Source organism: Microbacterium sp. 10M-3C3 (genome assembly GCF_003931875.1).
Lineage (GTDB): Bacteria > Actinomycetota > Actinomycetes > Actinomycetales > Microbacteriaceae > Microbacterium.
On the sequence record NZ_CP034245.1, the window covers coordinates 2,337,847 to 2,363,834 of the forward strand.

Sequence of the window (25,988 nt, forward strand, 5' to 3'; positions counted from 1 at the left end):
TAGACGACCACCATCCACGCGGATGGGAGTCCACCACAGGGGACCAGCGTCTGCCGGCCTGCTCCGAGCTCATATGGAATTGAGCGGATGCCCCACGGGCAACCCGATCCAGCCTACCTCACGGGGCCCGCGCCACGTCGGGGAGGATCTTCGGCGTGGCGCCGGCGGATGACGGTCCTCTACGGTAACCTCATGCGCCGCATCCGTCACAGGGGCCACATCGTGATCCTCGCGGTGCTCGCGCTGACCGTCTCGACCGGCGTGGCTCCGGCCGTGGCGGCGCCCGCCGGCGACGTCGCAGAGCTGACCGCCGAGATCGACGCCGCGCAGCAGACCGCCGCGGCGGCGTCCGCCGAAGCGCTGAGGGCGGCCGCGCGCGCCGCCCTCGCGCGTCGCGACGCGGATGCGGCCGGACAGCGCCTCGCGGAGCTCGAGCGGCAGGCGGCCGACGCCGGCGCCGCGGCGGCGGCCGAGCGGCGCCGGTTCGCCGACTTCGCGTCGGGTCTGTGGCGTACCTCGTCGGAGGGCCCCCTGCTCGCACGCCTGCTCACCGACGCCGAGCCCGAGACGCTGCTCGGTCGCCTCGGGACCCTCGACCGCCTCACGGGGGCCGCCGCCCGCTCGGCCGGCGCCGCCCGTGCCGCCGCCGCATCCGTCGAGGGCCTCCGCGATCAGGCGGCCGCCACGGCCGCGGAGCGCACGCGCCTGGCCGCGGAGGCGGATGCCGCCGCCGCACGCGCGACGGACGCCGCCGCGGAGGAAGCCGCCGAAGTCGCCGACGCGCAGCGCCGCCTCGACGCCGCCTACGCCGAGCTCGCGGCCCGGCGTGGGACCACCGCCGCCGTCCAGCGCCAGGCGCACCTGAGCGAGAGCGTGGCGGCCGACGCCACCTCCCCGGCGGGCGCGACGGGCGGCGCGCCCGCACCGTCCGCGCCGCCGCCGGCCGCACCCGCCGTCCCGACCCCGCCGGCTCCGGCCGGACCCACGACTCCCGCGCCATCGATGCCCGGCCCCCCGCCCGCCGCGACGCCCGCCACACCCGCGCAGGCCCAGGCGATCGGCCGCGCCGCCGTGTCGGCCCGCGGCTGGGGATCCGACCAGTTCGCGTGCCTGCAGTCGCTGTGGAACCGCGAGTCGGGCTGGCGCTGGAATGCGCAGAATCCGTCGAGCGGCGCCTACGGCATCCCGCAGGCGCTCCCCGGCAGCAAGATGGTTTCTGCCGGCGCGGATTGGCGCACGAGCGCCGCGACGCAGATCGCGTGGGGGCTGGCCTACATCTCCGCCCGCTACGGCACGCCGTGCGGCGCGTGGGACCATTCGCAGCGCACCGGGTGGTACTGAGTCCGTGCGTCCTGCCGGGGCTGGCCGCATCCGCCGCCGGGCACCTAGGGTGGCGGCATGAGCACCGAAGGCGCATCCGAGGAGATGAAGCGGAAGTTCCGAGAGGCCCTGGAGAAGAAGAACGCCGCTCACCGCAGCGGCGAGGCGCACCTCGACGGCGACTCGGCCGTGCACGGCACGCACGCCCCCGCCGCCGGCAAGCGCGAGTTCCGCCGCAAGAGCGGCTGAGAAGGAGGAACCATGGTCTTCGAGCCCACGTTCGAGGAGATCGGCCGTGAGGCCGACCGCCTGCCCGATCTGTCCGGCGAGGACGCCGACGTCGACGACGACGAGCTGCTCGACGACGAGATCCCCGAGGACGAGCTGCCGCCGCAGGGCGGCTGAGCCCGCGTCAGGGGGCGGCCACCCGCCGCCCCCGGCCCGGGAGCGTGACGTAGTCGTCGTGCTTGGCGACGCGTCCGTCGCCGGCGGTGCGTCCGCGGATCCGGCGCCACACCCACGGCAGCGCGTCGCGCCGGAGCCAGCTGCCGGGCGCCGGGGCGTCGTCGGCGTGGAGGGCGGCGTCCAGCTCCCCGAGCGCCTCGGCATCGGGCACCCCCAGCGCCTCGGCGGCGCGGTAGGCGACGAGCCGGTGACCGCTCGGCCGCAAGTGGACGCGGTCGTCCGCCCACAGCGGCAGGGCGCCGATCGCGGGTGACGCTTCGAGATCGAGCAGGATCGCGCCCGTGGCCGCCGCGATGCGGCGCACCTCGACGTTGAAGGCGGCGAACCGTCGTGCGAACAGCACGTGGGCTGCTCGTCGACGGGGCAGGAACGGCGTCACGAGGAGCACGTCGGCGCCGGTGCGTCGCACGGCCCGCACCGCCGACTCGAGCTCTGCGGCGAGCGCCGGGATGAGCGGATGCGGCCCGACGAGGTCGTTGCCGCCGATCAGGATCGACACGAGGTCGGGCCGCAGACTCAGCGCGTGCGGCACCTGCTCATCGACGACGTCGCGGACGCGCCGGCTGCGCACGGCGAGGTTCGCGTAGCGGAAGGGCTCCACCGAGCCGTGCGCGAGCAGCTCGGCCAGCCGGTCGGCCCAGCCGCGGTACTCGCCGTCGGGCATGCGGGACCCGTCGCAGAGCCCCTCCGTCAGCGAGTCACCGAGCGCGACGAAACGGGTCCACGTGCGCGTCGGTCGCGCCGCCGGTGCGTCGTCGACGCGGACCCGGGGGCGGATCGCCGTCGCGTCGTCGTGCGCGCTGAGGCGGATCGCATCGTGGTAGTGCGCGACGAGCCGCGCGCCGAGAGCCTCCCACGAGCGGTCCGCGACGCCCGCCCGGGCGGCCTCGCCGAACGCGCGGCGCTTGGCGTCGTCGCCGAGGAGGTCGGCGACGCGGGCGCGCAGGTCGGCGAGGTCGCCCGGTCGGTAGAGCCAGCCGTCGATGCTGTTGCGGACGAGGTCGACCGGACCTCCCGTGCCCGTCGCGACGACCGGCACGCCGCTGGCGAGGGCCTCCTGGATCGTCTGCCCGAACGTCTCGCTCTCCCCCGGGTGGACGAACACATCGAAGCCCGCCATGGCCCGCGCGAGCGCATCCCCCGAGAGGTGCCCGGTGAAGACCGCACCGGGGAGCGTCCGCTCGAGGGACGGGCGCGACGGCCCGTCGCCGACGATCACGATGCGCGCGCCGGGGAGGTCGGCGAGGGCCCGCAGGTCCTCCACCTGCTTCTCGGGCGCCAGGCGGCCGACGTATCCGACGATCGCGTCGCCGTCCGGGGCGATCCGCGCACGCCACTGCTCGTCGCGCGCGCCGGGGTGGAAGAGCCGCGCGTCCACCCCGCGGCCCCAGCGGCGGATGCGGTCGACCCCCAGGCTCTCGAGCTGGCGCTCCGACGCCGTGGACGGCGCGAGCGTGAGGGTCGCTCGACGGTGCAGCCGCGCGACGTGCGACGACACCAGCGCGGTCGCGTGCGGCAGCCCGTACTTCTCGGCGTACGCGATGACATCCGTCTGGTACACCGCCACGGTCGGGATGCGCAGCGCGTCGGCGGCGGCGACGCCCTGCCAGCCGAGCACGAACGGCGACGCGAGATGCACGACGTCCGGCGCGAACTCCCGCAGCAGCGCGCTCAGCCGCGCCGTGCGCGCGAAGACGACGCGCACCTGCGGATACGAGGGCAGCGGCACCGAGCGCAGCAGCGCCGTGCGCGCGCCGTGGAGATCGGCCTCGACCTCGCCCGCGCGGGGCGCGATGACGAGCGTCTCGTGCCCGGCCTCGGCGAGATGGCGGAGGACGTGGAGGACGGAGCCGGTGACCCCGTTCATGTGCGGGAGGAAGGATTCGGCCAGCAGCGCGACTCTCACGCATCCAGCGTGGGCGGTGGCGGGCCGGCGCGGGCGCTCCGACGGCGCCTGGCGCCGAGAGTTCACCGGATGCACCGCACCGCGTCACCGTCGCGTCCCGTTGGCGCCGCGTTCACCGCCGGGTGCTAGGCATGCGACGTGTTCGACGCCCTGCTGTCCTCCCTCGCCGCGAGTCCGTGGGCGCTGCCGGCCATGTTCGTGCTCGTGGTCGGCGACGCGTTCCTCGTGGTGATCCCCGGCGAGGTGGCGGTCACGGCGTACGGGGCTCTCGCCGTCTCGACGGGGGCGCCGCCGATCGCCGGGGTCATCGCCGTGGCCGCCGTCGCGGCGCTGGCCGGCGACCTCGCGTGCTACGGCGTCGGCCGTGCCGTGGGGCTCGAGCGCTGGCGCTGGATGCGCGGGCCACGCGTGCGGGCCGCGTTCGCGTGGGCGCGCGAGCGGCTCGACCGGCGGATGGCCGTGGTGCTGTTCACGGCGCGCTTCATCCCGTTCGCCCGGCTCGCGGTCAACCTGTCGGCCGGCGCGTCGCGCGTGCCGCTCCCCCGGTTCGCGGCCGTCGCGGCGCTCGCGGCGACGGGCTGGGCGGCGTACCAGGCGTGCGTGGGCGCGCTGGTCGCGAGCCTCGTGCCCGGGGGACCCGTCGTCGCCGTGGTCGTCTCGATCGTGCTCGCCGTGGGCATCGGCATCGCCGTCGACGCGGTCGTCGCGCGGCGCGGCCGACGCACGCACCGCCTCTGACGCCGGGCCGGGCGCTCGCGCGTCAGCGAGCGAGGGCGAGGGTTCGCTCGGCGGCGTCGACGAGCGCGTGCCCGTAGGCGCGGCCGTGGCCGGCGGCGTGGACGGCGAGCGGATGCAGCTGGTGCAGGGGCACACGCTCCCGCCACCCGGGGCGCATCGGCGCCGCGGCGTCGTAGGCGGCCAGGATGCGGTCGAGGTGGGGGCAGCCGAACAGCGCGAGCATCGCGAGATCCGTCTCGCGATGGCCGCCGTGCGCGGCCGGGTCGATCAGCACGACCCCGTCGCGCCCCCACAGCACGTTGCCGTTCCACAGATCGCCGTGCACCCGCGCCGGCGCCTCGTCGTCGTCGAACGCGCCGGCGGCGATCGCGGTGCACGCCCGTTCGACGAGGTCGGCCTCGGCGTCGGTGAGGGAGCCCGCCCGCACCGCGATCGGCACGAACGGCCGCACGCGCTGGTCGGCGTAGAAGCGGCCCCACGTCGGCGTCGGCACGCACGGCTGCGGACGACTCCCGATGAAGGTGGGTCCGCTCCATCCGTCCGGCGGGGCGCCGAACGCGGCGGCACCGGCCGCGTGGGTCGCCGCGAGGTCGCGGCCGAACGCGGCGGCGGCCGCCGCATCCGCCCGTCCGGGCGGGACGCGCTCGAGCGAGATGGATCGGGCGTCGACCGCGACGACCCGCGCGATGCGGGCACCGGCTGCGGCGGCCAGCCACCGCAGCCCCGCGGCTTCGGCGGCGAAGAACCCCTCGGCGGCGTCCGCGCGCTCCTTGACGTACGCGTCCATCGCCCCATCCTCACGCGAAAGTGCACCGCCGCGGGCGAAGCCGCTCCCCGGAGGGAGCAGGTTCGCCGCGACGGTGCACGCTCAGCGGATGCGGCGGCGGCTACTCGCCCGACAGTCCGCCGAGCAGGTGCCCGAACGAGCGGCCCTCGCCGAGGTAGGACGCGGGGTCGAACGGGTCCTCGTCGCGCACCGGCGGGCGCGCGGCGATCGCGGCGGCGAGCTCGCGCGCACCGCGGTCGACGCGGGCGCCGAGCGGCGCGACCTCGTCGGCGCTCGCGCCCCAGTCGCTCGACGCGGCGAACACGCCGGTCGGCACGGGATTCGCGTGGAGGTACGTGAACAGCGGCCGGAGGGCGTAATCGATCGCGAGCGAATGGCGCGCCGTTCCCGCGTTCGCCCCCAGGAGCACCGGCACACCCGTGAGCGCGTCGGGGTCGAGGATGTCGACGAACGACTTGAACAGCCCCGAGTAGCTCGTGGAGAAGATCGGCGTGACCGCGATGATCGCGTCGGCCGACACGACGGCGTTGACCATCGTCTCCAGCGCCGGCGGGGCGAAGCCCGTCAGAAGGTTGTTCGTGATGTCGTGCGCGTAGTCGCGCAGCTCGAACACGTCGACCTCCGCGGTGATGCCGTCGGGCGCCTCGGCGCTGCGGACGTCCCGCAGCGCGGTGACGGTGGCCGCGGCGAGGCGGTCGGCGAGCATGCGGGTCGACGACGGGTTCGACAGCCCCGCGGTGACCACCGCGATACGACGACCGGCCATCAGGCACCCACCCGGGTGGCCGCGGCGCCGAACGCGCTGCCGGCGGGGGCGGGCGTGTCCTGGTAGGGCGAGTCGGCGGTGAGGTTGTCACCGCGGTTCGCGCCCGGGCGCGCCTGACGCGGCGCCTGGTCGCCCCACACCTTCGCGACGAGGTTCGCGTGGGTGGGCGCGTCCGGCACCTCGGCGGGGCGGTTCTTCGCGAGCTCGCGCCGCAGCACCGGGACGACCTCGCCGCCCAGGATGTCGAGCTGCTCGAGCACCGTCTTCAGCGGCAGGCCCGCGTGGTCGATGAGGAACAGCTGGCGCTGGTAGTCGCCGAACGTGTCGCGCATCGAGGCGTAGCGGTCGATGACCTGCTGCGGCGAGCCGACGGTGAGCGGCGTCATCTCGGTGAAGTCCTCCATCGACGGGCCGTGCCCGTACACGGGCGCGTTGTCGAAGTAGGGGCGGAACTCCTTCACGGCGTCCTGCGAGTTGGCACGCATGAAGACCTGCCCGCCGAGACCGACGATCGCCTGCTCGGGGGTGCCGTGGCCGTAGTGGGCGAAGCGCTCGCGGTACAGCGTGATGAGGCGCTGGTAGTGCTCCTTCGGCCAGAAGATGTTGTTCGCGAAGTAGCCGTTGCCGTAGTACGCGGCCTGCTCGGCGATCTCCGGCGTGCGGATGCTGCCGTGCCACACGAAGGGCGGCACGCCGTCCAGCGGGCGCGGCGTGGAGGTGAAGCCCTGCAGGGGCGTGCGGAACTTGCCCTCCCAGTCGACGACGTCTTCGCGCCACAGCTTGTGCAGCAGGTCGTAGTTCTCGATCGTGAGGGGCAGGCCCTGGCGGATGTCCTTGCCGAACCACGGGTACACCGGTCCGGTGTTGCCGCGGCCGAGCATGATGTCGGCGCGGCCGCCGGAGACGTGCTGGAGCATCGCGAAGTCCTCGGCGATCTTCACCGGGTCGTTCGTGGTGATGAGCGTCGTGGAGGTCGTGAGAATCAGACGCTCGGTCTGCGCGGCGATGTAGGCGAGGGTCGTCGTCGGCGACGACGACCAGAACGGCGGGTTGTGATGCTCGCCGAGGGCGAAGACGTCGAGGCCCACCTCCTCGGCGTGCTTGGCGATCGTGAGGGTCGCCTGGATCCGCTCGGCCTCGCTCGGGGTGCGGCCGGTCGTCGGGTCCTCGGTGATGTCGCTCACCGTCATGATGCCGAACTGCATGCCCGGCCACGTCGTGTCGTTCACGATGTCTTCCTCATCCCCACGTGTCTTCTCGCAACGGGTGTGTTGTATGCACGTGAATATACCTCGTGTAACGCATCCTCCCGGAGAGTATTCCCGCGCCTGCCGCCGACCGCTACACCATCGCGGCGCGGCGCGCACGGCCTCGATCCCCCCGGTCACGCCGGATAGTGTGTCGCCGACATGAGCGACACGACCGCCTCCGCCGCATCCGGGCCCACGACCGGCACCGGCGCCGTGCCGCGCCCCAAGCGCCGGCTGCCGCTGTGGGACAACGCGCGCTTCGCGTGCGTCGCTCTCGTCGTGCTCGGCCACGCCGTGCAGCGCCTCACGTACGACTCCGACGCCGCCCTCGCGCTGTACCTCCTGGTCTACGCGTTCCACATGCCGGCGTTCGCGATCATCTCGGGGTACTTCTCGAAGGCCGGTGCGCCCGCGCGCCGTGAGATGGCCCGCGTCATCACCGACATTGTCGTCCCGTACGTCGTGTTCGAGGGGCTGTGGACCCTGGCGAAGTGGCTCGTCGAGGGCCGCGCGAACCCGAACCTGACGCAGCCCTCGTGGACGCTGTGGTTCCTCCTGGCCCTCGGCATCTTCCGCATCGTGCTCCCGTACCTCGCGCTCCTGCGATGGCCGCTGCTGTGGACGCTCGTCATCTCGGTCGGCGTCGGCTACCTCCCCAACGTCGACTCGACCTTCGCGCTCACCCGCACGCTCGGGCTGCTGCCGTTCTTCACGCTCGGGTGGTGGCTGCGCGAGCACGACGTCATGGAGCGCCTGGGCCTCCTCGGCCGACGGCCGTGGTGGATGTTCGCCGCCGCCGGCGCCGCGTTCGCCGCCGCCGGCGCGTGCGCGTGGTCGTTCGCGAGCGTGTGGCGCGACGTCGACCTGCGCACCTGGCTGTTCTACGACGACGCGTACGCCGACCTCGTGGGCGGGCAGTGGTGGGCGGGCGGCGTGCGCCTCGCCCTCATCGCGGTCGCCCTCGTCCTGTGCGCCGCGTTCCTCGTGCTCGTGCCGCGACGGCGGATGTGGTGGACGCACTTCGGCCAGTACACGATGTACGTCTACCTGCTGCACTCGTTCGTGCTCTACCCGTTCCGCGAGTCGGGGATCCTCCGAGGCCTCGATCCGACGTGGATCTGGCTCCCCGTCATCGTCGTGGCGAGCGTGCTCGTCGCCCTGGGCCTGGCGACCAAGCCCGTGCGCCGGATCTTCCGCCCGGTCGTGGAACCCCGGCCGTCGTGGCTGTTCGCCGACCGCTCGCTGGCCGGCTCCGAGGGCCGCAGGAGCGACCCGACCGGTTCGCGGCGCCCGCGCGAGCAGCCGCGTCCGTCGACCGCGGCGCGGCGCTGATCCGATCAGCCCAGCAGCGTCGCCCCGACGAACGAGCCCTCGGCGGGTCCGGGCGGCACCGCCCACAGCCCCGAGCCGACGTGCCGGACGTACTCGTTGAGCGCATCGGAGGACAGCGACCGCTGCACCGTGACGAAGCGCTCGGGCGACCGCTGGTACGACAGGAAGAAGAGCCCCGCGTCGAGGCGCCCGAGATCGTTGTTGCCGTCGACGTAGTTGTACCCGCGGCGCAGCAGCCGGATGCCGCCGTTGGCGTCGGGGTGCGCGAGGCGCACGTGGCTCGTGTCGGTGATCGCGGGCGCGCCCGTCGCATCCGTCGCTCCCAGGTCGGGCGCCGTGCCCTCCGTACCGCCCGACAGGGGCGCGCCCTCCCCCTTGTCACGGCCGATGATGCGCTGCTGCTCCGACAGGCGGACGCGGTCCCACGTCTCGATGAGCATCGCGATCTTGCGCGCGACGAGGTAGCTGCCGCCGGCGAGCCACGGCACGTCGTCATCGGCGACCCACACGTGCCGCGAGAGCGCGTCGCCGTCACCGGCGAGGATGTTCGCAGTGCCGTCCTTGAAGCCGAAGAGGTTCCGCGGCGTCGTCTGGCCGATCGTCGTGCGCGACGTGCGGCCGAAGCCGAGCTGCGACCAGCGCAGGCGTGCGCGGCCGAACGCGATCCGGCTCAGGTTGCGGATCGCGTGGACGGCGACCTGCGGGTCGTCGGCGCACGCCTGGATGCACAGGTCGCCGTCGGATGCGGCGGGGTCCAGGTCGTCGCCGAGGAACGCCGGCAGGCGCTCGAGCTGCGCGGGGCGCTGCGCGGCGAGGCCGAACCGGTCGTCGAAGAGCGTCGGGGCGAAGCCGAACGTGATCGTGAGGCCCGACGCGGGCAGCCCGAGCGCCTCGCCGGTGTCGTCGGGTGGCGCCTCGGGCGAGCCGTGCAGGGCGCCGGACGCGCTCACGTCGAGCCCCTGCGTCATCCGCGCGGCGGCGTAGGTCCAGTCCTGCAGGAGCGAGACGAGGTCGTCGCGCGTCGTCCGCGACATCATGTCGAAGCTCGCGAAGTGGAGGTGCTCCTGCACGGGGGTCGTGATGCCGGCCTGGTGGGGACCGAAGAACGAGTACCGGGCGGATGCGGGGGCCGCTGCATCCGCAGCGCGGGTCACCGCCCCGGCGACCTCCGCTCCCCCGACCCCGCCGGCGGCGAGCCCCGCCGCGCCGGCACCCAGGGCGAGCCCGAGGACGCCGCGGCGGGAGAGCCCGGCCGGCGCTTCCTCGGGAGCGGCGTCGCTCACTGCAGGATCGTCCCGGTCAGCTGCGACAGCGGCTCGGCGAGCGCGTTGATCAGGTCGGTGAGGTCGCGCTTGTCGGCGTCGGTCAGCTGCGCGTAGGGCACGAAGCCCGCGACGGCCGAGCCGTGCGCGGCGAGCGCCTCCTCGAGCTGCGCGTAGCCGTCGTCGATGCGGCGGACGAGCGACGCCCCTTCGTCGCCCTGCGCGCCGGCGAAGTCGCGCACGAGCGAGAACGCCATCTTCGACCCCTCGACGTTCGCGGCGAAGTCGTACAGGTCGGTGCCCGACCACCAGTCCTCCTCGCCGGAGATCTTGCCCGTCGCGACCTCGTCGAGGAGCGCGATGGCGCCGTTGGAGATGCCGGCGACGCCCTGGTCCGACAGGGTCTGCGCGAAGTCGTCGGAGTGCACGTGGTCGTCGAGCTCGCCGACGTCGGCGACGAGCCGGTCGCCGAGGGTCGCGCGCTCGGCGGGCGTCGAAGGCGCCCAATCCTGCCACGCCGGCGTCTCGCCGTCGGCGTTGAGCGCGTCCTGCGCCGGCACCCACAGATCCTTCTCGATGCGGTGGAAGCCGGTCCAGTCCAGGCCGTCGGCGCGCGCGTCGACCTCGCGGTAGTCGATGCGCGGGTCGAGGTCGCCCAGCGCCTCGGCGATCGGCTCGATCCGCTCGTAGTACGCCCGCACGGCGGGGAACTGCGTGCGCGCCGCGTCGTCGTCGCCGGACGCGTAGGCGGCTGTGAAGGCGTCGACGGCCGGGACGAGCTGCTCGACCTGGTCCTTCACGAAGGCGGCGTACAGGTCGACCGCGTGCTGCTTCTGCTCCGCGTCGGGTCCGTCGACGGCGACCGCGTCGCCGCTGACCTCGAACGCGGCCTTGCCGACGCCGTCGCCGACCATGCCGGGCTTGCACAGCGTGTAGTACGAGCCGGGCTGGGCGACCACGGTGAGCGTGCGCGACGCACCGGGGGCGATGTTCTCGACCTCGCCCACGATGCGCAGGCCGTCGTCGGCGAGCAGGTAGAACTCCGTCACATCCTGTCCCGCGTTGGTCACGTCGAAGACGACGGTTCCGCTCGCGGCGCTCGAGGTGGACACGTCGCACGCGTCCGACGTCGACGACACCGTGACGGCCGCCGAGGACGCGGCGTCGGTCTTGGCGACGCATCCGGCGAGCGCGATCGACGCGGCGGCGAGGGCCGCGAGCGAGACGAGGGTGCGGGACGGGGTCATGCGGCTCCCTGAGGGTGAGGCCCGACGGGTTCGGGGACGGATGCGGATGCGGCGGGCGCCGTGCGGCGCGGACGGCGGAGGCCGCGCACGAAGAAGGCGCCGACGACGAGGAGGTAGAGCGCCCACGCGATGACCTGTAGCCACGACATGCGCGGCATGAAGCCGACGGTCGCCTTCAGGATCGCGGCGAGCGGGCCGCCGGGGGCGATCGCGTCGCTGACGTCGAACGCCCAGCCGAACGGGAGGGCGGACCAGCCGGTGGCGACGGCCCCGGACGCGTCGTGCGGCGCCAGCGCGGTGAAGGGGCCGGGGAGGGCGCCGGCCTCCTGGAGGTCGTGGATCGCGTAGGCGAGGACGCCGCCGGCGACGATCACGAGGAACGCCCCGCTCCACGCGAAGAAGCGTCGGAGGTCGAGGCGCACCACGCCGCGGGCGAGGAGCCAGCCGAGGAGGGCCGCCGTCACCAGCCCGAGCACCGCGCCGACGAGGGCAGCGGGTGCGTCGCCGAAGGACTGGACCATCGACCACAGCAGGAGCGTGGTCTCGATGCCCTCGCGCGCGACGGAGACGAAGCCGAGGAGGACGAGCGCCCCCACGCTCGCGGAGCGCAGCGCCCGGTCGACGCCCGACTCGAGGGTCGCACGGAGCGTCCGCGCGGTGCGCTGCATCCAGAAGATCATCCACGTGACCATCGCGACCGCGACGAGCGACAGGCCGCCGCCGATCAGCTCCTGAGCCTCGAAGGTCAGCGTGTACTCGCCGAAGGTGAGGACGGCTCCGAAGCCGACGGCCAGAGCGATCGCGAGGCCCACACCCGCCCACAGCAACGGCAGGGCGTCCCGGCGGCCCAGTCGCGACAGGTAGGCCACGAGGATGCCGACGACGAGGGCGGCTTCGAGGCCTTCGCGCAGGCCGATGAGGAAGGTGGCGAACACGGATGATCCCAAGCTCGGGCGGGTGACCGCGGATGGAAGTAAGGTTAGGCGTGCCTTACCAAACGACGAGGGTACGCCTGTCGCGTCCGGACCGCCAATCGGCACCGTCGGCACGGTTCGTAACATTCGGGCGCGTGGCGCGGCGCCCGACCTAGCCTCGGTCCATGGCCGATCTGAACCTCCCCGTGCTCGATCTCTCGCTCCTCGATCAGGGGCCCGATGCCGCCGCACGCTTCCGCGACGAGCTGCGCGCCGCGACGCACGACGTCGGGTTCTTCTACCTCGTCGGAACCGGCGTCACCCCCGAGCTCGAAGCGCGGCTGCTGTCGGCCGCGCAGGACTTCTTCGCCCTCCCCGAGGCCGAGAAGCTCGCGATCGAGAACGTCACGAGCCCGCACTTCCGCGGCTACACGCGCGTCGGCGGCGAGCGCACGCAGGGACGCATCGACTGGCGCGAGCAGATCGACATCGGCCCCGAGCGCGACGCGATCGAGAACCCGGAGCGCGACTTCGACCGCCTGGTGGGTCCGAACCTGTGGCCGGCGTCCCAGCCCGAGCTGCGCGAGGTCGTGACCGAGTGGCACGACACGCTGACGCAGGTGGCGCTCAAGCTGCTGCGGGCGTGGGCGGTCGCGCTCGGCGCCGACGAGGACTACTTCGAGCGCCACTTCGACGACCCGCAGACGCTCATCAAGATCGTCCGGTACCCCGGGAAGGACGACCCCACCCCGCAGCAGGGCGTGGGCGCGCACAAGGACTCGGGCGTGCTGACGCTGCTGTGGGTCGAGCCCGGGAAGGGCGGCCTGCAGGTGCTGCGCGACGGCGAATGGGTCGACGCTCCCCCGGTGCCCGGCGCGTTCGTGGTCAACATCGGCGAGCTGCTCGAGTACGCGACGCAGGGTTACCTGGCGGCGACGAACCACCGGGTCATCTCGCCGACGTACCCCGACTCGCGCATCTCGGTGCCGTTCTTCTTCAACCCCGCCCTCGATACGCGGCTGCCGATCATCCAGCTCCCCGCCGACCTCGCCGCCGAGGCGCGGGGGGTCGAGGACGACCCCGACAACCCGATCCACGCGACCTACGGCGAGAACGCGCTGAAGTCGCGTCTTCGCGCCCACCCCGACGTCGCGGCCATCCACCACCCCGACCTCGTCGCCGCGCGCGCCGCCGCCGCATCCGCCTGACGCCCGCCTCGGTAAACGCGATCCGCGCCGACAAACGACGCCCCACGGGCGTTTGCCGGCGCGGATCGCGTTTCTGCGCCGCGCGAGTGCATGGAAACGATGAAGGCCTCCCCACACCGTGGAGAGGCCTTCTCAAGAATGTTTTGCGCGATTGAACGCTGGGCGCGATGCCTGCTTTATCGACGCAGTCCGAGACGCTCGATCAGCGACCGGTAACGGTTGATGTCGATGTCCTGGAGGTAGCCGAGCAGACGGCGGCGCTGACCCACGAGCAGGAACAGACCACGACGCGAGTGGTGGTCGTGCTTGTGCTCCTTCAGGTGCTCCGTGAGGTCCTTGATGCGCTGCGTCAGCATCGCGACCTGCACCTCGGGGGATCCGGTGTCACCGGGGTGCGTCGCGTACTCTTCGATGATCGCCTTCTTGACGTCTGCATCCAGTGCCATAGAGGGATCCCCTTTCTGCTTGTTGCGCGGCGCCCGACGGCTGATCCGTGGGCTCTCTTTCTCCGCGGCCGATCCAACGGCAACCGCATAAGCCTACCAGCAGCGCGTCGACCGCGGCGACGCGGGCGATAGCCTCATCTGATGCGCCGCGAGCACCTGATCGATCTCCGCCCCCTGCGCACCCCCGCCTTCGCACGTCTGTGGGCCGGCTCGACGCTCGCGGGCCTGGGCGGCCAGCTGACGATCGTCGCGGTCATGCTGCACGTGTTCGAGCTCACCGGCGACACGTTCGCGGTGTCGATGATCGCCGTCGCGGGCCTGCTCCCGATGATCGTCGCGGGACTGTACGGCGGCATGCTCGCCGACTCGTTCGACCGGCGCATCGTCGCCCTCCTCGCGGCGTCGGTCACATTCGCCTCCACGCTCCTGCTCGCGAGCCTCGCGTGGGCGCAGCTGGAGACGGTGTGGTGGCTGTACGCGCTGAGCGTCATCAACTCCGCCGCGAACTCCGTCGTGATGGCCACGCGCGCAGCGATCGTCCCGCGCCTGATCCCGGCCGACCTGCTGCCCGCGGCCGCCGCTCTGCAGGGGATCAGCGGCGGCGTGATGGTGATGGTCGGCCCCGCTCTGGCGGGCATCCTCGTCGCCTTCACGGGCTACGCGTGGACCTACACGATCGACGTCGTGCTCATGCTGGGGCTGTTCCTCGGCCTGTGGACGCTCCCCGCGATCGCGCCCGAGGGCGACGTCGTGGCCGCGGGCTGGGAGTCGCTGAAGGACGGCTGGCGCTTCCTCAAGCGGGCGTCCAACATCCGTTTGCAGTTCATCCTCGACATCACCGCGATGACCTTCGGGCAGCCGCTCGCGCTCTTTCCGGCCATCGGCGCCGTGCTCCTCGGCGGCGGCGCGATCACCACCGGCGCCCTCACGGCTGCGATCGCCGGCGGCGTGCTGCTGTCGAGCCTGTTCTCGGGCCCGGTCGGCCGTGTCCGGCGGCAGGGACTGGGCATCGCGCGCGCGATCGACGTGTATGCGCTCGCGATGGTCCTGTTCGGTGCCGTGCTGCTGGCCGCTGCGCTGGGCGTCTTCGCCCCGCCCGTCGTCGACGAGGCGCACGCCAACGTCCCGCTCATCATCGCCGCGATGGTCGCGATGGCGATCGCCGGGGCGTCCGACAACGTCAGCGCCATCTTCCGCACCACGATGCTGCAGGCCGCCGTGCCCGACGCCATCCGCGGCCGCCTGCAGGGCGTGTTCATCGTCGTCGTCGCCGGCGGGCCACGCGTCGGGGCGCTGTACGCCGGGGCCCTCGCGAGCATCACGACGCTGTGGTTCCCGCCGCTGATCGGCGGGGTCGCGATCCTCGCGCTGGTCGGCGTCCTCGTGCGCGTGAGCCCCCGCTTCCGCGCGTACGATGCGCAGCATCCGGAACCCTGACGGCGCAGCGTCCGGAACCCTGACGGCGCGCAACGGTCGCATATCGGCGGATTCCGGACGCGGCATCCCCGAACCCGCCCACGGCGGATGCCGCGGCGCTAGCGTCGGCGCGTGACCCTCTCCGCTCCCGCCCGTCCCGCCTCGACGCTCGCCGTCACGGTGCAGTTCGTCCTCGCCGGTGTGGTGTGGGGCTCGAGCTTCCTGTTCATCGCCGTCGCGCTCACGGGTATGACGCCGGCGCAGGTCGCGTGGTCGCGTCTCGTCTTCGGGGCGCTCGCGCTGGCCGCGCTCGTGCTGATGCGTCGCGAACGCCTGTCGCGGTCGCCGCGCGTCTGGGCGCATCTGGCGGTCATCGCGGTGACGTTCTGCGTGACCCCGTATCTGCTCTTCGCGTGGGCGCAGCAGCACGTGCCCTCGAGCCTCGCGAGCATCTTCAACGCCACGACGCCGATCATGACGGCGGTGTTCGCGTGGGCGGCGTTCCGCGTCGAGCGGCTCACGACCGGCCAGCTCGCCGGCATCGCCGTGGGGATCGCGGGCGTGGTCGTGATCATCGCACCCGGCGCGGTCGCCGACGTCGCCGCGAGCACGGTCGCGCAGCTGGCTCTGCTCGGCGCGACGGCCTGCTACGGCTTCAGCCTCGCGTACATGCGCCGATTCCTCTCGCAGACCGGCCTGTCGGGCATCGCGTTCGCGGCGGGCTACGTCGGCATCGGCGCCGTCGTGATGCTCGTGCTCACGCCGGTCGTGTTCGCGCAGCCCGTGGCGTGGTCGCCGTGGGTGATCGGGAGCGTCGTGCTCCTGGGGGTGCTCGGCACCGGCTTCGCGTACGCGTGGAACCAGAACGTGCTGGCGGCGTGGGGACCCACGCGCGCCTCCACGGTCACCTACATCACGCCCGTCATCGGGGTCGTGCTCGGCATCGTGGTGCTCGGCGAGCGGCTCACGTGGAACGAGCCGGTGGGCGCGCTCATCGTGCTCGTCGGGATCCTGCTCGTGCAGCGCCGTCTGGCTCGGCGGCCGCGGCGCCGGAACGACGAAGCGGCGGATGCCGGAGCATCCGCCGCTTCGTGAGGCTCACGCCTGCAGGCTGCCCTGCAGCTCGAGCTCGAGCGTGACATCCTTGCCGACGAGCACGCCGCCGGTCTCGAGCGCCGCGTTCCACGTGAGACCGAAGTCCTCGCGGTTGATGACGCCCTTGGCCGTCGCGCCGGCCTTGTAGTTGCCCCACGGGTCGGTGCCGAAGCCGCCGAACTCGAACGCGAAGGTGACGGGCTTGGTCACGCCGCGGATCGTCAGGTCGCCGTCGACGAGGAAGTCCTCGCCCTCGATGCGGACTCCGGTCGAGCGGAACTCCATCGTCGGGTAGTTCTCGACGTCGAAGAAGTCGGCCGAGCGCAGGTGCTGGTCGCGACCGGCGTCCTTCGTGTCGAGCGAGGCGACGTCGACGGAGGCCTCGACGCGCGCGTCGAGCGGGTTCTCCGGCGCGATGAGCGTGGCGCTCTTCATGCCGAAGGTGCCGCGCACCTTCGAGATCATCATGTGGCGCACGGTGAAGGTCACCTCGCTGTGGGCGGGGTCGAGCACCCAGGTGCCGGCCTTGTACCCGGGAACCTCGATGGTGGTGGTCGCGTCGGTCATTGTCTCTCCTCGGAAGTCGTCGGCGGATCGGTCAGGACAACCGCCGCTCGCACGAGTCTATTCCGACGAATAGAAAAATCCTGCGCGTCAGCCGACGGCGAGCAGATCGATGATGAAGATGAGGGTCTTCCCGCCGAGGAAGTGGCCACCCGCCGGACCGTACGCCAGGTGCGGCGGGATGATGAGCTCGCGGCGGCCGCCGACCTTCATGCCGGGGATGCCGTCCTGCCACCCCTGGATGAGGCCGCGCAGGGGGAACTGGATGCTCTCGCCACGTCCCCACGACGAGTCGAACTCCTCGCCGGAGTCGTACTCGACGCCCGCGTAGTGGACGGTGACGGTGTCGCCGGGCTTGGCCTCGTCACCGTCGCCGACGATGATGTCGCGGATCACCAGGTCGGAGGGGGCGGGGCCCGTCGGGGCGTCGAATTCGGGCTTCGTGCGATCGGTCATGCACCCATCCAACCATCCGGAGCACGACCCGGACCGACGCGATCGCGCACTCTTGACAGCCGGCGGCGGCCCGGAGCATCCTGGGGGCAGGCCAACTCAGCGCCCGGGAGACACGCAGGCATCGCCGCGGCACCGGGCGCTGAGTCTGTCTCCGGGCGTGTCCCGTCGCCGCAGCCTCAGGGGGCGAAGAGCGCGTTGCGCGCGGCGGCGGCGCGCGCGAGGAGCTCGCGCTCGGCCGCAGCCGCCTGCGGGTCGCGACCCGTGAGGGCGCGCTGACGCGCCGCCGCGAGAGCAGTGGCGTCCGCGATGAATCCGCGCATGAGCGGCCGGCGATCACCGCGCAGACCGCGGGCCCACGCGAGCGCGGCACGACGCCCCGGTCCCGTGGCGAGCATGTCGACCTCCTGCGGCGTGAACCATCCGGCCGCCGCGTACTCCCCCAGCCGCGCACGGGTGAGCCGCGCCTCCTCGCGGCGCAGCAGCACGATGCCGAGGATGAACAGCGCGAACAGCGGCACCTGCAGGGTGATGTACAGCGTGAAGAAGTCCGACAGCACCGCCGACCCGTTCCACAGCGCGTGCAGCACGATCGCGCCGACGAGCCCCACGAGGCCGTAGCCGAAGGCGCCGCCGGCGCCGAGCCCGCGCCGGGCGGCGAGGCCGATCGCAAGCCCCGTGACGCTGGTGAACATCACGTGGGCGAAGGGCGAGAGGATCGCGCGGAGGAAGAACGTCGTGGCCACATCGCCCGCGCCCCCCTCGAGGAGACTGATCGCGAAATACTGGATGTTCTCGGTGAACGCGAATCCCGCGCCGACGAGGGCGCCGTACACGACGCCGTCGACGGGTCCGTCGAACGAGCGCCGGGCGGCGATGAAGATGAGCAGCACGCCCAGGCCCTTGCCGACCTCCTCGACGACGGGCGCCTGCACGATCGAGCCGACGATGTCGCCCGTCCCGCCGACGAGGACGGTCAGCACGAGGTCGACGCCGAGCGCGATCCCCACCGCGGCGATGGCTCCCCACGCGATCGCGAACACCATCAGGCCGCGCGGCTCCGGCTCCCAACGGTCGATGAGCCGCACCGCGAACCACACCGCGGCGAACGGCACGGCGGCGAGGATGATGCCGATGATGGACGCGGCGGGGCCGAGGAACCGCACGAAGTAGCCGACAAGGACGATCAGCACGACCACGAGCACGCCCGCGACCCAGATGAGCGCGGCGCCGCCCGTGCGCGGGCGGCGCGGCACGGGCGACGCGGTCGCGGGCGAGGGCGCGGGCGGGATGAGGGCGGCCGTGCCGCGCGGCTGCGCGTTCGGCTGCGGCGGGGACTGCGGCTGCGACCAGGGCGACGGCTGCGACATGCGCTCAGCCTAGGGGCCGGGGGCGCGCGCTCCCGGGCCTTGCGCGCGCGGGCGCGGTGCGGCACGGAGGCAGCCCGGCCGTGCGCGGCGGGTAGCTTGGGAGGCATGCGTTTCGCCCATGTGGTCCCGTCGGAGTCGACCGATCCTCGTCTCATCGTGGTGCGGGAGGGCGAGCGGACTTTCGTGGGAGATCTCTTCGAGGGGGCGCCCGAGACGCTCGAGGAGCTGATCGCCGGCGGCGACGAGCTTCTGGAGCGCGTCCGCACCTCGAGCGAGAACGCGGCCTGGGAGCCGCTCGGCTCGCCGCGGTTCGCCTCGGCCGTCCTCGCTCCCCCGGTCATCCTCGCCGTGGGCCTGAACTACGCCGCCCACTCGGGCGAGCTGGGCCTGAAGACCGACTCGACGCCCACCGTCTTCGTGCTGTGGCCGAACTCGCTCACCGCGCACGGCGCGACGACGACGTGGCCGCGTTCGCTCAGCGAGTCCGTCGACTACGAGGCCGAGCTCGGCGTCATCATCGGCCGCCCCGCGAAGGACGTGTCGGCCGCCGACGCACTGGATCACGTGTGGGGCTACACGGTGGTCAACGACATCACGGCCCGCGACATCCAGTTCTCGGAGGCGCAATGGTCGCGGTGCAAGTCGTTCGACGGCTTCACGCCGACGGGTCCGTACGTCGTGACGGCCGACGAGATCTCCGACCCGCAGGATCTGCACATCTGGACCGTCGTGGACGGACGCATGGTGCAGGACGCGTCGACCGGACAGATGGTGCGGTCGGTCGCGACGCTCATCGAGCATCTCTCCCGATCGGTCACGCTGCTGCCGGGGACGCTCATCTCCACCGGCAGTCCCGGCGGCGCGGGCTACTCGCGCGATCCGCAGATCTTCCTGCGCGACCGCTCCACGGTGACCGTCGCGGTCGACGGCATCGGCGAGCTGGTCACCCACTGCCGCATCGCGGGCTGAGGGATCAGACCTCCGGGGCGACGACGTCCTCGGCGGCGACGACGGGGATCGCCTCGGTGATGGCCTCCAGGCCCGACAGCCGCTTGGGCGAGAGCTGCTTGGCGACCTCGTCGCGCGACATCAGCCCCGCCTCCACGACGAGGTCGGCGACGTTGCGGCCCGTGAGGAGCGCCGTCTTGGCGAGGGCCGCCGCGGCGGCATACCCGATGAAGGGGGTGAGGGCCGTGATGACGCCCACCGACGACCCGACCATCGCCCCAAGCCGCTCGCGGTTGGCCGTGATCCCCTCGACGCAGTTGACCCGCAGCGTCCACATCGCCTGCTGCATCCACGTGATCGACTGGAAGATCGAGTGCGCGATGACCGGCTCGAACGCGTTGAGCTGCAGCTGACCGCCCTCGACCGCCATCGTCACGGTGAGGTCCGCGCCGGCAACCGAGAAGGCCACCTGGTTCACGACCTCGGGGATCACCGGGTTGACCTTGCCGGGCATGATGCTCGAGCCCGCCTGCCGCGGCGGCAGGTTGATCTCGCCCAGGCCGGCCTGCGGGCCACTGGAGAGCAGCCGGAGGTCGTTGCAGATCTTGGACAGCTTGATCGCGTTGCGCTTGAGCGATGCCGAGAACGACATGAACGCGCCGGTGTCGCTCGTGGACTCCACGAGATCCGTCGCCGTCTCCAGGTCGAGGCCCGTGATCTGACGGAGGTGCCGCAGCACGGCCTTGGCGTACCCCGGGTGGGTGGTGATGCCCGTGCCGATCGCGGTCGCACCCATGTTGATCTCGAGGATCAGGTAGGCGTTCTCGGTCAGCCGGTTGTAGTCCTCGCCGAGCGTCGTGGCGAAACCGTGGAACTCCTGCCCGAGAGTCATGGGCACCGCGTCCTGCAGCTGCGTCCGGCCCACCTTCAGCACATCGTGGAACTCGACCGCCTTGTCGAGGAAGGCCTGGCGCAGCAGCGCGAGCTCCGCGAGGAGGCTCCGCAGGTTCAGCGAGAGCCCGACCTTGATGGCCGTCGGATACACGTCGTTGGTGGACTGGCTGCGGTTGGTGTCGTCGATGGGCGACAGGAACGCGTAGTCGCCTTTCTCCCGGCCGGCCATCTCGAGCGCGATGTTGGTGATGACCTCGTTCGCGTTCATGTTCGTGGAGGTGCCGGCGCCACCCTGGATGACCCCCACCACGAACTGGTCGTGGAACTCGCCGTCGATCACCCGCTGGGCCGCGGCGTCGATGAGGTCGGCCTTGGCGGGATCGAGCACGCCGATCTCGCGGTTGGCGCGTGCGGAGGCCTGCTTGACCATCGCGAGAGCGCGGACGAGGTCCGGATAGACCGAGATGGGCCGCTTCGAGATCGGGAAGTTCTCCAGGGCCCGAGCCGTGTGGATCCCCCAATACGCGTCGGCGGGGATCTCCAGGGATCCGAGGGAGTCGGTCTCGAGTCGGGTGCGCGTCGTTGCGTCCAGTGCCATGCGGGGTGTCCTTGTGGGTCGATCACGGCGGTCAGGGATGATTCGAGCCTACTCGCCGCACCCGTCGGCACCGGTGGCCGCGGCGTACGTCACGGCGACGCCGGTGTCCGCGGTGTACACCGTGCTCGCGTCGGCTCAGGCCGGATCGATCGGCCGCTTGCGCGAGAACGCCTCGAGCCGCTCCTCTGGAGTGAGGCGGGCCATCTCCTCGACCCACGCGGCGCTGAAGTGGCCGGCGGTCTCCGCGTCGACGACGGGCACGACGGCGGCGGTGATGGTGTCGTCGTACACGTGCACGAGGTGGAATGCCTGGCCCGCGTCCATGCCGTTGACCTCTTCGGCGGGACGCGCGAGGTCCATCGTGTAGCACGTGGCCGCCGCCACGTGGACGGGGACGCCGGCGAAGGTGCCGCTCGTCGAGTAATGCAGGTGACCGGCGAGGATCGCCCGCACGTCCGATCCGGCGATCGCCCGGGCGAGGCCCGGCTGATCCCGCAGCTCGAGGATGTCGAAGAACGGGATGTGGGTCGGCAGCGGCGGGTGGTGCAGGGCCAGCACCGTGCCGAGCGGCGCCGGCTCACGCAGCTGCGCCGTGAGCCACGCGAGCTGGTCGGCGTCCAGGTCGCCGTGGTGCCAGCCCGGCACCGAGGTGTCCAGGGCGATCAGCCGCAGGCCGCCGAGGTCCCACACACCGGTGACAGGCTCCGGCGTCGGCTCGAGCCCCAGCAGCTCGCCGCGCAGCGGCCCACGCTCGTCATGGTTGCCCGCGACCCACACGATCGGCGCGCCGAGCTCTGCCGCGACCGGCTCGACGGTCTCGCGCAGCGCGCGATACGCCTCGGGGTCCCCGAGGTCGGTGAGATCGCCCGTGAAGACGATCGCGTCGGGACGGATGCCCGTCGCCGCGACCGCTGCGAGCGTCCGTCGCAGGCCGCGCGCCGTGTCGTACCGCTCGCCTAGCCGACGTCCGCCCGCGAGCAGGTGCGTGTCGCTGATGTGGACGAGCGTGCGGCGGGCGGGGGGATGCTGCCCGAAGGCGACCGGCGCGACCATTCCTCGAGCCTACGGCGCGGCACCGACGCCGGTCACCGCACGACGATGAGGACGATGCCGGCCACGACGGCGAGCGCGCACAGGGCGAAGCATCCGTAGGCCGCGACGAGGGCCAGCCGCTTCTGCCCCGCCGTCAGCGGGTTCTTCTTCGCCGCCTTCGCGGCCGCCTTCTCGGCGCGGCGCCGATGCTTTTCCGAGACGACGGCGATCGCATCGGTGAACTCGACCGGCGCGACCACGGGCACCCGTCCGGCACGCACCAGCATGCGCAGCCCCAGCGCGTAGAAGAGCACGACGAGGACGGCGCCGGACAGCGCCGCGACGAACACGTGCAGGAATGCGGTCCAGTCGACGTTCACGCGCCGCCGCCCTTCTTCTCCGCGGCCGCCGCCTGGCGGGCCATCCGGCGCTGGCGCCGCGTGGGCGGCGGGTTGCGCGGCACCTTCACGGCGCGACCGGAGGTGGCCACCTCGCTCATGGCGTTCGCCGAGGTGACCTCGTTGCGCCGGGACCGCCAGAACAGGCCGAGGATGATGACGAGCGCGAGCACCGCGTCGATGAGCACGCCGGTCCACCCCATCCACACCACGACGAGAGCGGCGGCGGCGCCGACCCCGGCGGCGGCGGGCAGCGTCAGCACCCAGCCGACCATGATGCGCCCGACGGTGCGCCAGCGCACGAGCGAGCCGCGGCGGCCGAGGCCCGATCCGATGACCGACCCCGAGGCCACCTGGGTCGTCGACAGCGCGAATCCGAGCGCGCTGGAGGCGAGGATGGTCGCGGCCGTCGAGGTCTCGGCCGAGAAGCCCTGCGCGGGCTTGACGTCTGTGAGCCCCTTGCCGAGCGTGCGGATGATGCGCCATCCGCCCATGTAGGTGCCCAGCGCGATCGTGAGGGCGCACGCGATGATGACCCACAGCTGCGGTTCGTGGTGCTCGGCCGACTGCCACCCGACCGTGATGAGGGCGAGCGTGATGACGCCCATCGTCTTCTGCGCATCGTTGGTGCCGTGCGCGAGCGCGACGAGGCTCGACGTGAAGATCTGCCCCCACCGGAAGCCGTCGCGGCCGTCGGGACGCGAGTCGTACCGGCGCGTGACGGCGTACGCGATCTTCGTCACCGCGAAGGCGATGAGACCCGCCGTGAGCGGTGCGATGAGGGCCGGCAGGATGACCTTGGACAGCACCACCCCGAAGTCGATCGCCGTGAAGCCGACGCCGACGAGGGTCGCGCCGATGAGGCCTCCGAACAGCGCATGCGACGAGCTGGAGGGAAGCCCCAGCAGCCACGTGAGCATGTTCCACGTGATCGCGCCGATGAGCCCGGCGAAGATGATCGCGGGGAAGACCGTTGCGGAGATCTGCTCCTCGCGCACGATGCCGCCGGAGATGGTCTTGGCGACCTCCGTCGACAGGAACGCGCCCACGAGGTTCAAGCACGCGGCCAGCAGCACGGCGACCTTCGGCTTGAGGGCACCCGTCGCGATGGGCGTCGCCATCGCGTTCGCCGTGTCGTGGAACCCGTTGGTGAAGTCGAAGAACAGCGCCAGAGCGATGACCAGGACGATGATGAGAGGTGCGGTCTCCACCGTTCGCTTTCCGTGAAGGGAGGGGGGACGGGCCGGGATGCCGGCCCCGTGACGAACGAACAGTTCACCGTCGGGTTACCGCCCGTTCACCGGGCGCCGCAGGAAATCCTGACACTCCCCGACCTCTCGGTCAACTCGCCCGGCGCGGCGCCGCGCGCAGGGCGGCCGGGGCCGCCGCGTCGCCGCTCGGCTAGCGTGGAACGGTGACCGACTCCGCCGCATCCGCCGCCCCCGTCGCCGCCCGCACCCCCCAGCCGCGCACCCACCACGGCGACACGTTCGACGACCCGTACGAATGGCTGCGCGCCAAGGACGACCCGGCCGTCATCGCGCACCTCGAGGCCGAGAACGCGTACACGCGGGAGCGCACCGCAGGACTGGCGAGGCTGAGCGAGCGCATCTTCGACGAGATCAAGGGCCGCACGCTCGAGACCGACCTGTCGGTCCCGACGCGGCGCGGGCAGTGGTGGTACTACGGCCGCACCCACGAGGGGCGACAGTACGGCGTGCAGTGCCGGGCGCCGTTGAGCTCACCCGACGACTGGACACCGCCCGAGCTGTCCCCCGACCAGCAGGTCTCCGGCGAGCAGGTGCTCCTCGACGGCAACGTCGAGGCGGAGGGCCACGATTTCTTCTCGCTCGGCAGCTTCCAGATCTCGACGGACGGCACGCGCATGCTCTACGGCGTCGATGTCGCCGGCGACGAGCGCTACACGCTGCGCGTCCGCGACCTTACCACCGGCGAGAACCTGCCCGACGAGATCCCCGGCACCTTCGCCGGCGCGGAGTTCTCCCCCGACGGCCGCTTCATCGTCTACACGACGGTGGACGACGCGTGGCGCCCCGACACCGTGTGGCTGCACGAGATCGGCACACCGGTGGCCGACGACGTGACGCTCTTCCACGAGCCCGACGAGAAGTACTGGGTGGGCGCGGGCTTCACCCGCAGCGACCGCTGGCTCGTCATCGGCCTGGGCTCCTCGATCACGAGCGAGGAATGGCTCGTGCCGGCCGACGACCTCCGCGCCACCCCGCGCGTCGTGTGGCCACGCCGGGAGGGCGTCGAGTACTCCGCGGCGGATGCCGTCGTCGACGGCGAGGACGTGCTCTACGTGCTCCACAACGACGGCGCCCTCGACTTCGAGCTCGTCCGCGTCGCCGCATCCGACCCGCAGGGCGAGCGGCGCGCGGTGCTCCCCCACGAGCCGGGTCGCCGTCTGCTCGATGTCGACACGTTCCGCGACTGGGGTGTGGTCGCCTATCGGCGCGACGGCCTCGAGCGGCTCGCGCTGCTGGACTACGCGACGGATGCGGTGTCCGAGATCGCGTTCGACGAGCCGCTGTACGCGGTGGGCGCCGCCGGCAACCCCGAGTGGGCGCCGCCGCTGCTGCGGCTGTCGTACGGGTCGTTCGTGACGCCCGGCACGGTGTACGACTACGACGTCGCGACGGGCGACCTGCTGCTGCGCAAGCGCCAGCCGGTGCTGGGCGGCTACGACCCCGCCGACTACGCGCAGGCGCGCGTGTGGGCGACGGCGGACGACGGCGTTCAGGTGCCGATCTCGGTCGTGTGGAAGCGCTCGTTCGGCGAGGCGGGCACCGCGCCCCGGCCGCTGCATCTGTACGGCTACGGGTCGTACGAGCACTCCATCGACCCCGGCTTCTCCGTCGCGCGGCTGTCGGAGCTCGACCGCGGCGTCGTGTTCGCGGTCGCGCACGTGCGCGGCGGCGGCGAGATGGGACGGCAGTGGTACGAGGACGGCAAGCTGCTGGCCAAGCGCAACACGTTCACCGACTTCGTCGCGTGCGCGCGCCACCTCGTGGATGCCGGGTACACGACGCCCGCCACGCTCGTCGCCGAGGGCGGCAGCGCCGGGGGCCTGCTCATGGGCGCGGTCGCGAACCTCGCGCCGGAGCTGTTCGCCGGCATCCTCGCCGACGTGCCCTTCGTCGACGCGCTCACCACGATCCTCGATCCGTCCTTGCCGCTGACGGTCATCGAGTGGGACGAGTGGGGCGACCCGCTGCACGACCCGGACGTGTACGCGTACATGAAGTCGTACTCACCGTACGAGAACGTGCGGGAGGGCGTGCGCTACCCGCGCATCCTCGCGGTGACCTCGCTCAACGACACGCGCGTGCTGTACGTCGAGCCCGCCAAGTGGGTCGCACGACTGCGCGAGGTGGGCGCCGATGCGCTGCTGAAGTGCGAGATGGTCGCCGGCCACGGCGGCGTGAGCGGGCGCTACAACGCGTGGCGCGAGCGAGCGTTCGAGCTCGCGTGGCTCCTGGATGTGGTGGGCGCCGCCGACGCCTGACCCGCCGCGGCCCGTTCGCGTGGCGGTTGGCGCCGCATCCGGCGACCGGA

The 25,988-nt window shown here is 72.4% G+C and carries 25 protein-coding genes; 10 read left to right on the forward strand and 15 right to left on the reverse strand.

Annotation, left to right across the window (positions count from 1 at the left end; all coding sequences use genetic code 11):
* Positions 1-192 precede the first annotated feature (192 nt).
* Genes EI169_RS16710 through EI169_RS16615 form a run of 3 tightly spaced genes read left to right on the forward strand, consistent with a single transcriptional unit; the run spans position 193 to position 1,725 of the window.
* Entirely contained in the window at positions 193-1,341 is a 1,149-nt protein-coding gene (locus tag EI169_RS16710) for a lytic transglycosylase domain-containing protein (protein WP_205783787.1), read from the forward strand.
* Positions 1,342-1,398: 57 nt separating this feature from the next.
* Positions 1,399-1,569: a DUF5302 domain-containing protein gene (locus EI169_RS16610; protein ID WP_164515489.1), complete on the forward strand. Its 171-nt coding sequence runs from the start codon at positions 1,399-1,401 to the stop codon at positions 1,567-1,569.
* A gap of 12 nt (positions 1,570-1,581) precedes the next feature.
* Positions 1,582-1,725 carry a hypothetical protein gene (locus EI169_RS16615; protein WP_164515490.1) on the forward strand — a complete coding sequence of 48 codons (144 nt, stop codon included), beginning with the start codon at positions 1,582-1,584 and terminating at the stop codon, positions 1,723-1,725.
* A gap of 7 nt (positions 1,726-1,732) precedes the next feature.
* Here EI169_RS16615 and EI169_RS11380 read toward each other — a convergent pair whose 3' ends face one another.
* Complete coding sequence (locus tag EI169_RS11380; RefSeq protein ID WP_125132431.1) at positions 1,733-3,691, reverse strand: glycosyltransferase; 1,959 nt, start codon at positions 3,689-3,691, stop codon at positions 1,733-1,735.
* 138 nt (positions 3,692-3,829) lie between these two features.
* On the opposite strand from EI169_RS11380, the gene EI169_RS11385 reads away from it, so the two are divergent.
* Positions 3,830-4,429: a VTT domain-containing protein gene (locus EI169_RS11385; protein WP_125132432.1), complete on the forward strand. Its 600-nt coding sequence runs from the start codon at positions 3,830-3,832 to the stop codon at positions 4,427-4,429.
* 22 nt (positions 4,430-4,451) lie between these two features.
* On the opposite strand, the gene EI169_RS11390 is transcribed toward EI169_RS11385, so the two are convergent.
* The 3 genes from EI169_RS11390 to EI169_RS11400 form a co-directional block, all read right to left on the reverse strand.
* On the reverse strand, positions 4,452-5,216 hold the full coding sequence (locus tag EI169_RS11390) for a fructosamine kinase family protein (RefSeq protein WP_125132433.1): 765 nt from the start codon (positions 5,214-5,216) through the stop codon (positions 4,452-4,454).
* A gap of 100 nt (positions 5,217-5,316) precedes the next feature.
* Positions 5,317-5,982, reverse strand: a complete 666-nt coding sequence (locus EI169_RS11395; protein WP_125132434.1) for a CE1759 family FMN reductase — start codon at positions 5,980-5,982, stop codon at positions 5,317-5,319.
* Complete coding sequence (locus tag EI169_RS11400; RefSeq protein ID WP_125133445.1) at positions 5,982-7,187, reverse strand: LLM class flavin-dependent oxidoreductase; 1,206 nt, start codon at positions 7,185-7,187, stop codon at positions 5,982-5,984. The genes EI169_RS11395 and EI169_RS11400 overlap by 1 nt, the downstream gene beginning before the upstream one ends.
* A 204-nt stretch (positions 7,188-7,391) precedes the next feature.
* Here EI169_RS11400 and EI169_RS11405 point away from each other — a divergent pair, with 204 nt between their 5' ends.
* The gene (locus EI169_RS11405) at positions 7,392-8,564 is read left to right on the forward strand and encodes an acyltransferase family protein (RefSeq protein ID WP_125132435.1); all 1,173 of its coding nucleotides are present in this window, start codon (positions 7,392-7,394) and stop codon (positions 8,562-8,564) included.
* A 5-nt stretch (positions 8,565-8,569) separates the two neighbouring features.
* Here the strand turns inward: EI169_RS11405 and efeB are convergent, their stop codons facing one another.
* The 3 genes from efeB to efeU are packed head-to-tail and all read right to left on the reverse strand — an operon-like array spanning position 8,570 to position 12,008.
* A complete protein-coding gene (gene efeB, locus EI169_RS16830) occupies positions 8,570-9,847 on the reverse strand; it encodes an iron uptake transporter deferrochelatase/peroxidase subunit (protein WP_240640419.1) in 1,278 nt (425 codons plus the stop codon).
* Positions 9,844-11,073, reverse strand: a complete 1,230-nt coding sequence (gene efeO, locus EI169_RS16835; RefSeq protein WP_240640420.1) for an iron uptake system protein EfeO — start codon at positions 11,071-11,073, stop codon at positions 9,844-9,846. Before efeO ends, efeB begins: the two co-directional genes overlap by 4 nt.
* The gene (efeU, locus tag EI169_RS11415; RefSeq protein WP_125132436.1) at positions 11,070-12,008 is read right to left on the reverse strand and encodes an iron uptake transporter permease EfeU; all 939 of its coding nucleotides are present in this window, start codon (positions 12,006-12,008) and stop codon (positions 11,070-11,072) included. The genes efeO and efeU overlap by 4 nt, the downstream gene beginning before the upstream one ends.
* 164 nt (positions 12,009-12,172) lie before the next feature.
* Between efeU and EI169_RS11420 the strand changes: the two genes are divergently transcribed.
* The gene (locus EI169_RS11420) at positions 12,173-13,195 is read left to right on the forward strand and encodes a 2-oxoglutarate and iron-dependent oxygenase domain-containing protein (protein WP_125132437.1); all 1,023 of its coding nucleotides are present in this window, start codon (positions 12,173-12,175) and stop codon (positions 13,193-13,195) included.
* A gap of 176 nt (positions 13,196-13,371) precedes the next feature.
* On the opposite strand, the gene rpsO is transcribed toward EI169_RS11420, so the two are convergent.
* Positions 13,372-13,641, reverse strand: coding sequence for a 30S ribosomal protein S15 (gene rpsO / locus EI169_RS11425; protein WP_039401864.1), 270 nt, complete (start codon positions 13,639-13,641; stop codon positions 13,372-13,374).
* Positions 13,642-13,782: 141 nt separating this feature from the next.
* Here rpsO and EI169_RS11430 point away from each other — a divergent pair, with 141 nt between their 5' ends.
* Entirely contained in the window at positions 13,783-15,078 is a 1,296-nt protein-coding gene (locus EI169_RS11430; protein WP_125132438.1) for an MFS transporter, read from the forward strand.
* Positions 15,079-15,189: 111 nt separating this feature from the next.
* Positions 15,190-16,152: a DMT family transporter gene (locus EI169_RS11435; RefSeq protein WP_125132439.1), complete on the forward strand. Its 963-nt coding sequence runs from the start codon at positions 15,190-15,192 to the stop codon at positions 16,150-16,152.
* A gap of 3 nt (positions 16,153-16,155) precedes the next feature.
* Here EI169_RS11435 and EI169_RS11440 read toward each other — a convergent pair whose 3' ends face one another.
* From EI169_RS11440 to EI169_RS11450, 3 genes are all read right to left on the reverse strand, one after another.
* Positions 16,156-16,719, reverse strand: a complete 564-nt coding sequence (locus tag EI169_RS11440; protein ID WP_125132440.1) for a YceI family protein — start codon at positions 16,717-16,719, stop codon at positions 16,156-16,158.
* Between the two features lie 87 nt (positions 16,720-16,806).
* Complete coding sequence (locus EI169_RS11445) at positions 16,807-17,172, reverse strand: FKBP-type peptidyl-prolyl cis-trans isomerase (protein ID WP_125132441.1); 366 nt, start codon at positions 17,170-17,172, stop codon at positions 16,807-16,809.
* 176 nt (positions 17,173-17,348) lie between these two features.
* On the reverse strand, positions 17,349-18,539 hold the full coding sequence (locus EI169_RS11450) for a PrsW family intramembrane metalloprotease (RefSeq protein ID WP_125132442.1): 1,191 nt from the start codon (positions 18,537-18,539) through the stop codon (positions 17,349-17,351).
* 105 nt (positions 18,540-18,644) lie between these two features.
* Here EI169_RS11450 and EI169_RS11455 point away from each other — a divergent pair, with 105 nt between their 5' ends.
* Positions 18,645-19,508, forward strand: coding sequence for a fumarylacetoacetate hydrolase family protein (locus tag EI169_RS11455; RefSeq protein WP_125132443.1), 864 nt, complete (start codon positions 18,645-18,647; stop codon positions 19,506-19,508).
* A gap of 4 nt (positions 19,509-19,512) precedes the next feature.
* On the opposite strand, the gene EI169_RS11460 is transcribed toward EI169_RS11455, so the two are convergent.
* The 4 genes from EI169_RS11460 to EI169_RS11475 form a co-directional block, all read right to left on the reverse strand.
* A complete protein-coding gene (locus EI169_RS11460) occupies positions 19,513-20,979 on the reverse strand; it encodes an aspartate ammonia-lyase (RefSeq protein ID WP_125132444.1) in 1,467 nt (488 codons plus the stop codon).
* Positions 20,980-21,114: 135 nt separating this feature from the next.
* Positions 21,115-22,032 carry a phosphodiesterase gene (locus tag EI169_RS11465; RefSeq protein WP_125132445.1) on the reverse strand — a complete coding sequence of 306 codons (918 nt, stop codon included), beginning with the start codon at positions 22,030-22,032 and terminating at the stop codon, positions 21,115-21,117.
* Between the two features lie 32 nt (positions 22,033-22,064).
* Positions 22,065-22,391 carry a peptidase gene (locus EI169_RS11470; protein WP_125132446.1) on the reverse strand — a complete coding sequence of 109 codons (327 nt, stop codon included), beginning with the start codon at positions 22,389-22,391 and terminating at the stop codon, positions 22,065-22,067.
* On the reverse strand, positions 22,388-23,620 hold the full coding sequence (locus tag EI169_RS11475; RefSeq protein ID WP_125132447.1) for an inorganic phosphate transporter: 1,233 nt from the start codon (positions 23,618-23,620) through the stop codon (positions 22,388-22,390). Before EI169_RS11475 ends, EI169_RS11470 begins: the two co-directional genes overlap by 4 nt.
* A 203-nt stretch (positions 23,621-23,823) precedes the next feature.
* Here EI169_RS11475 and EI169_RS11480 point away from each other — a divergent pair, with 203 nt between their 5' ends.
* Positions 23,824-25,938, forward strand: coding sequence for a S9 family peptidase (locus EI169_RS11480; protein ID WP_125132448.1), 2,115 nt, complete (start codon positions 23,824-23,826; stop codon positions 25,936-25,938).
* Positions 25,939-25,988 lie beyond the last annotated feature (50 nt).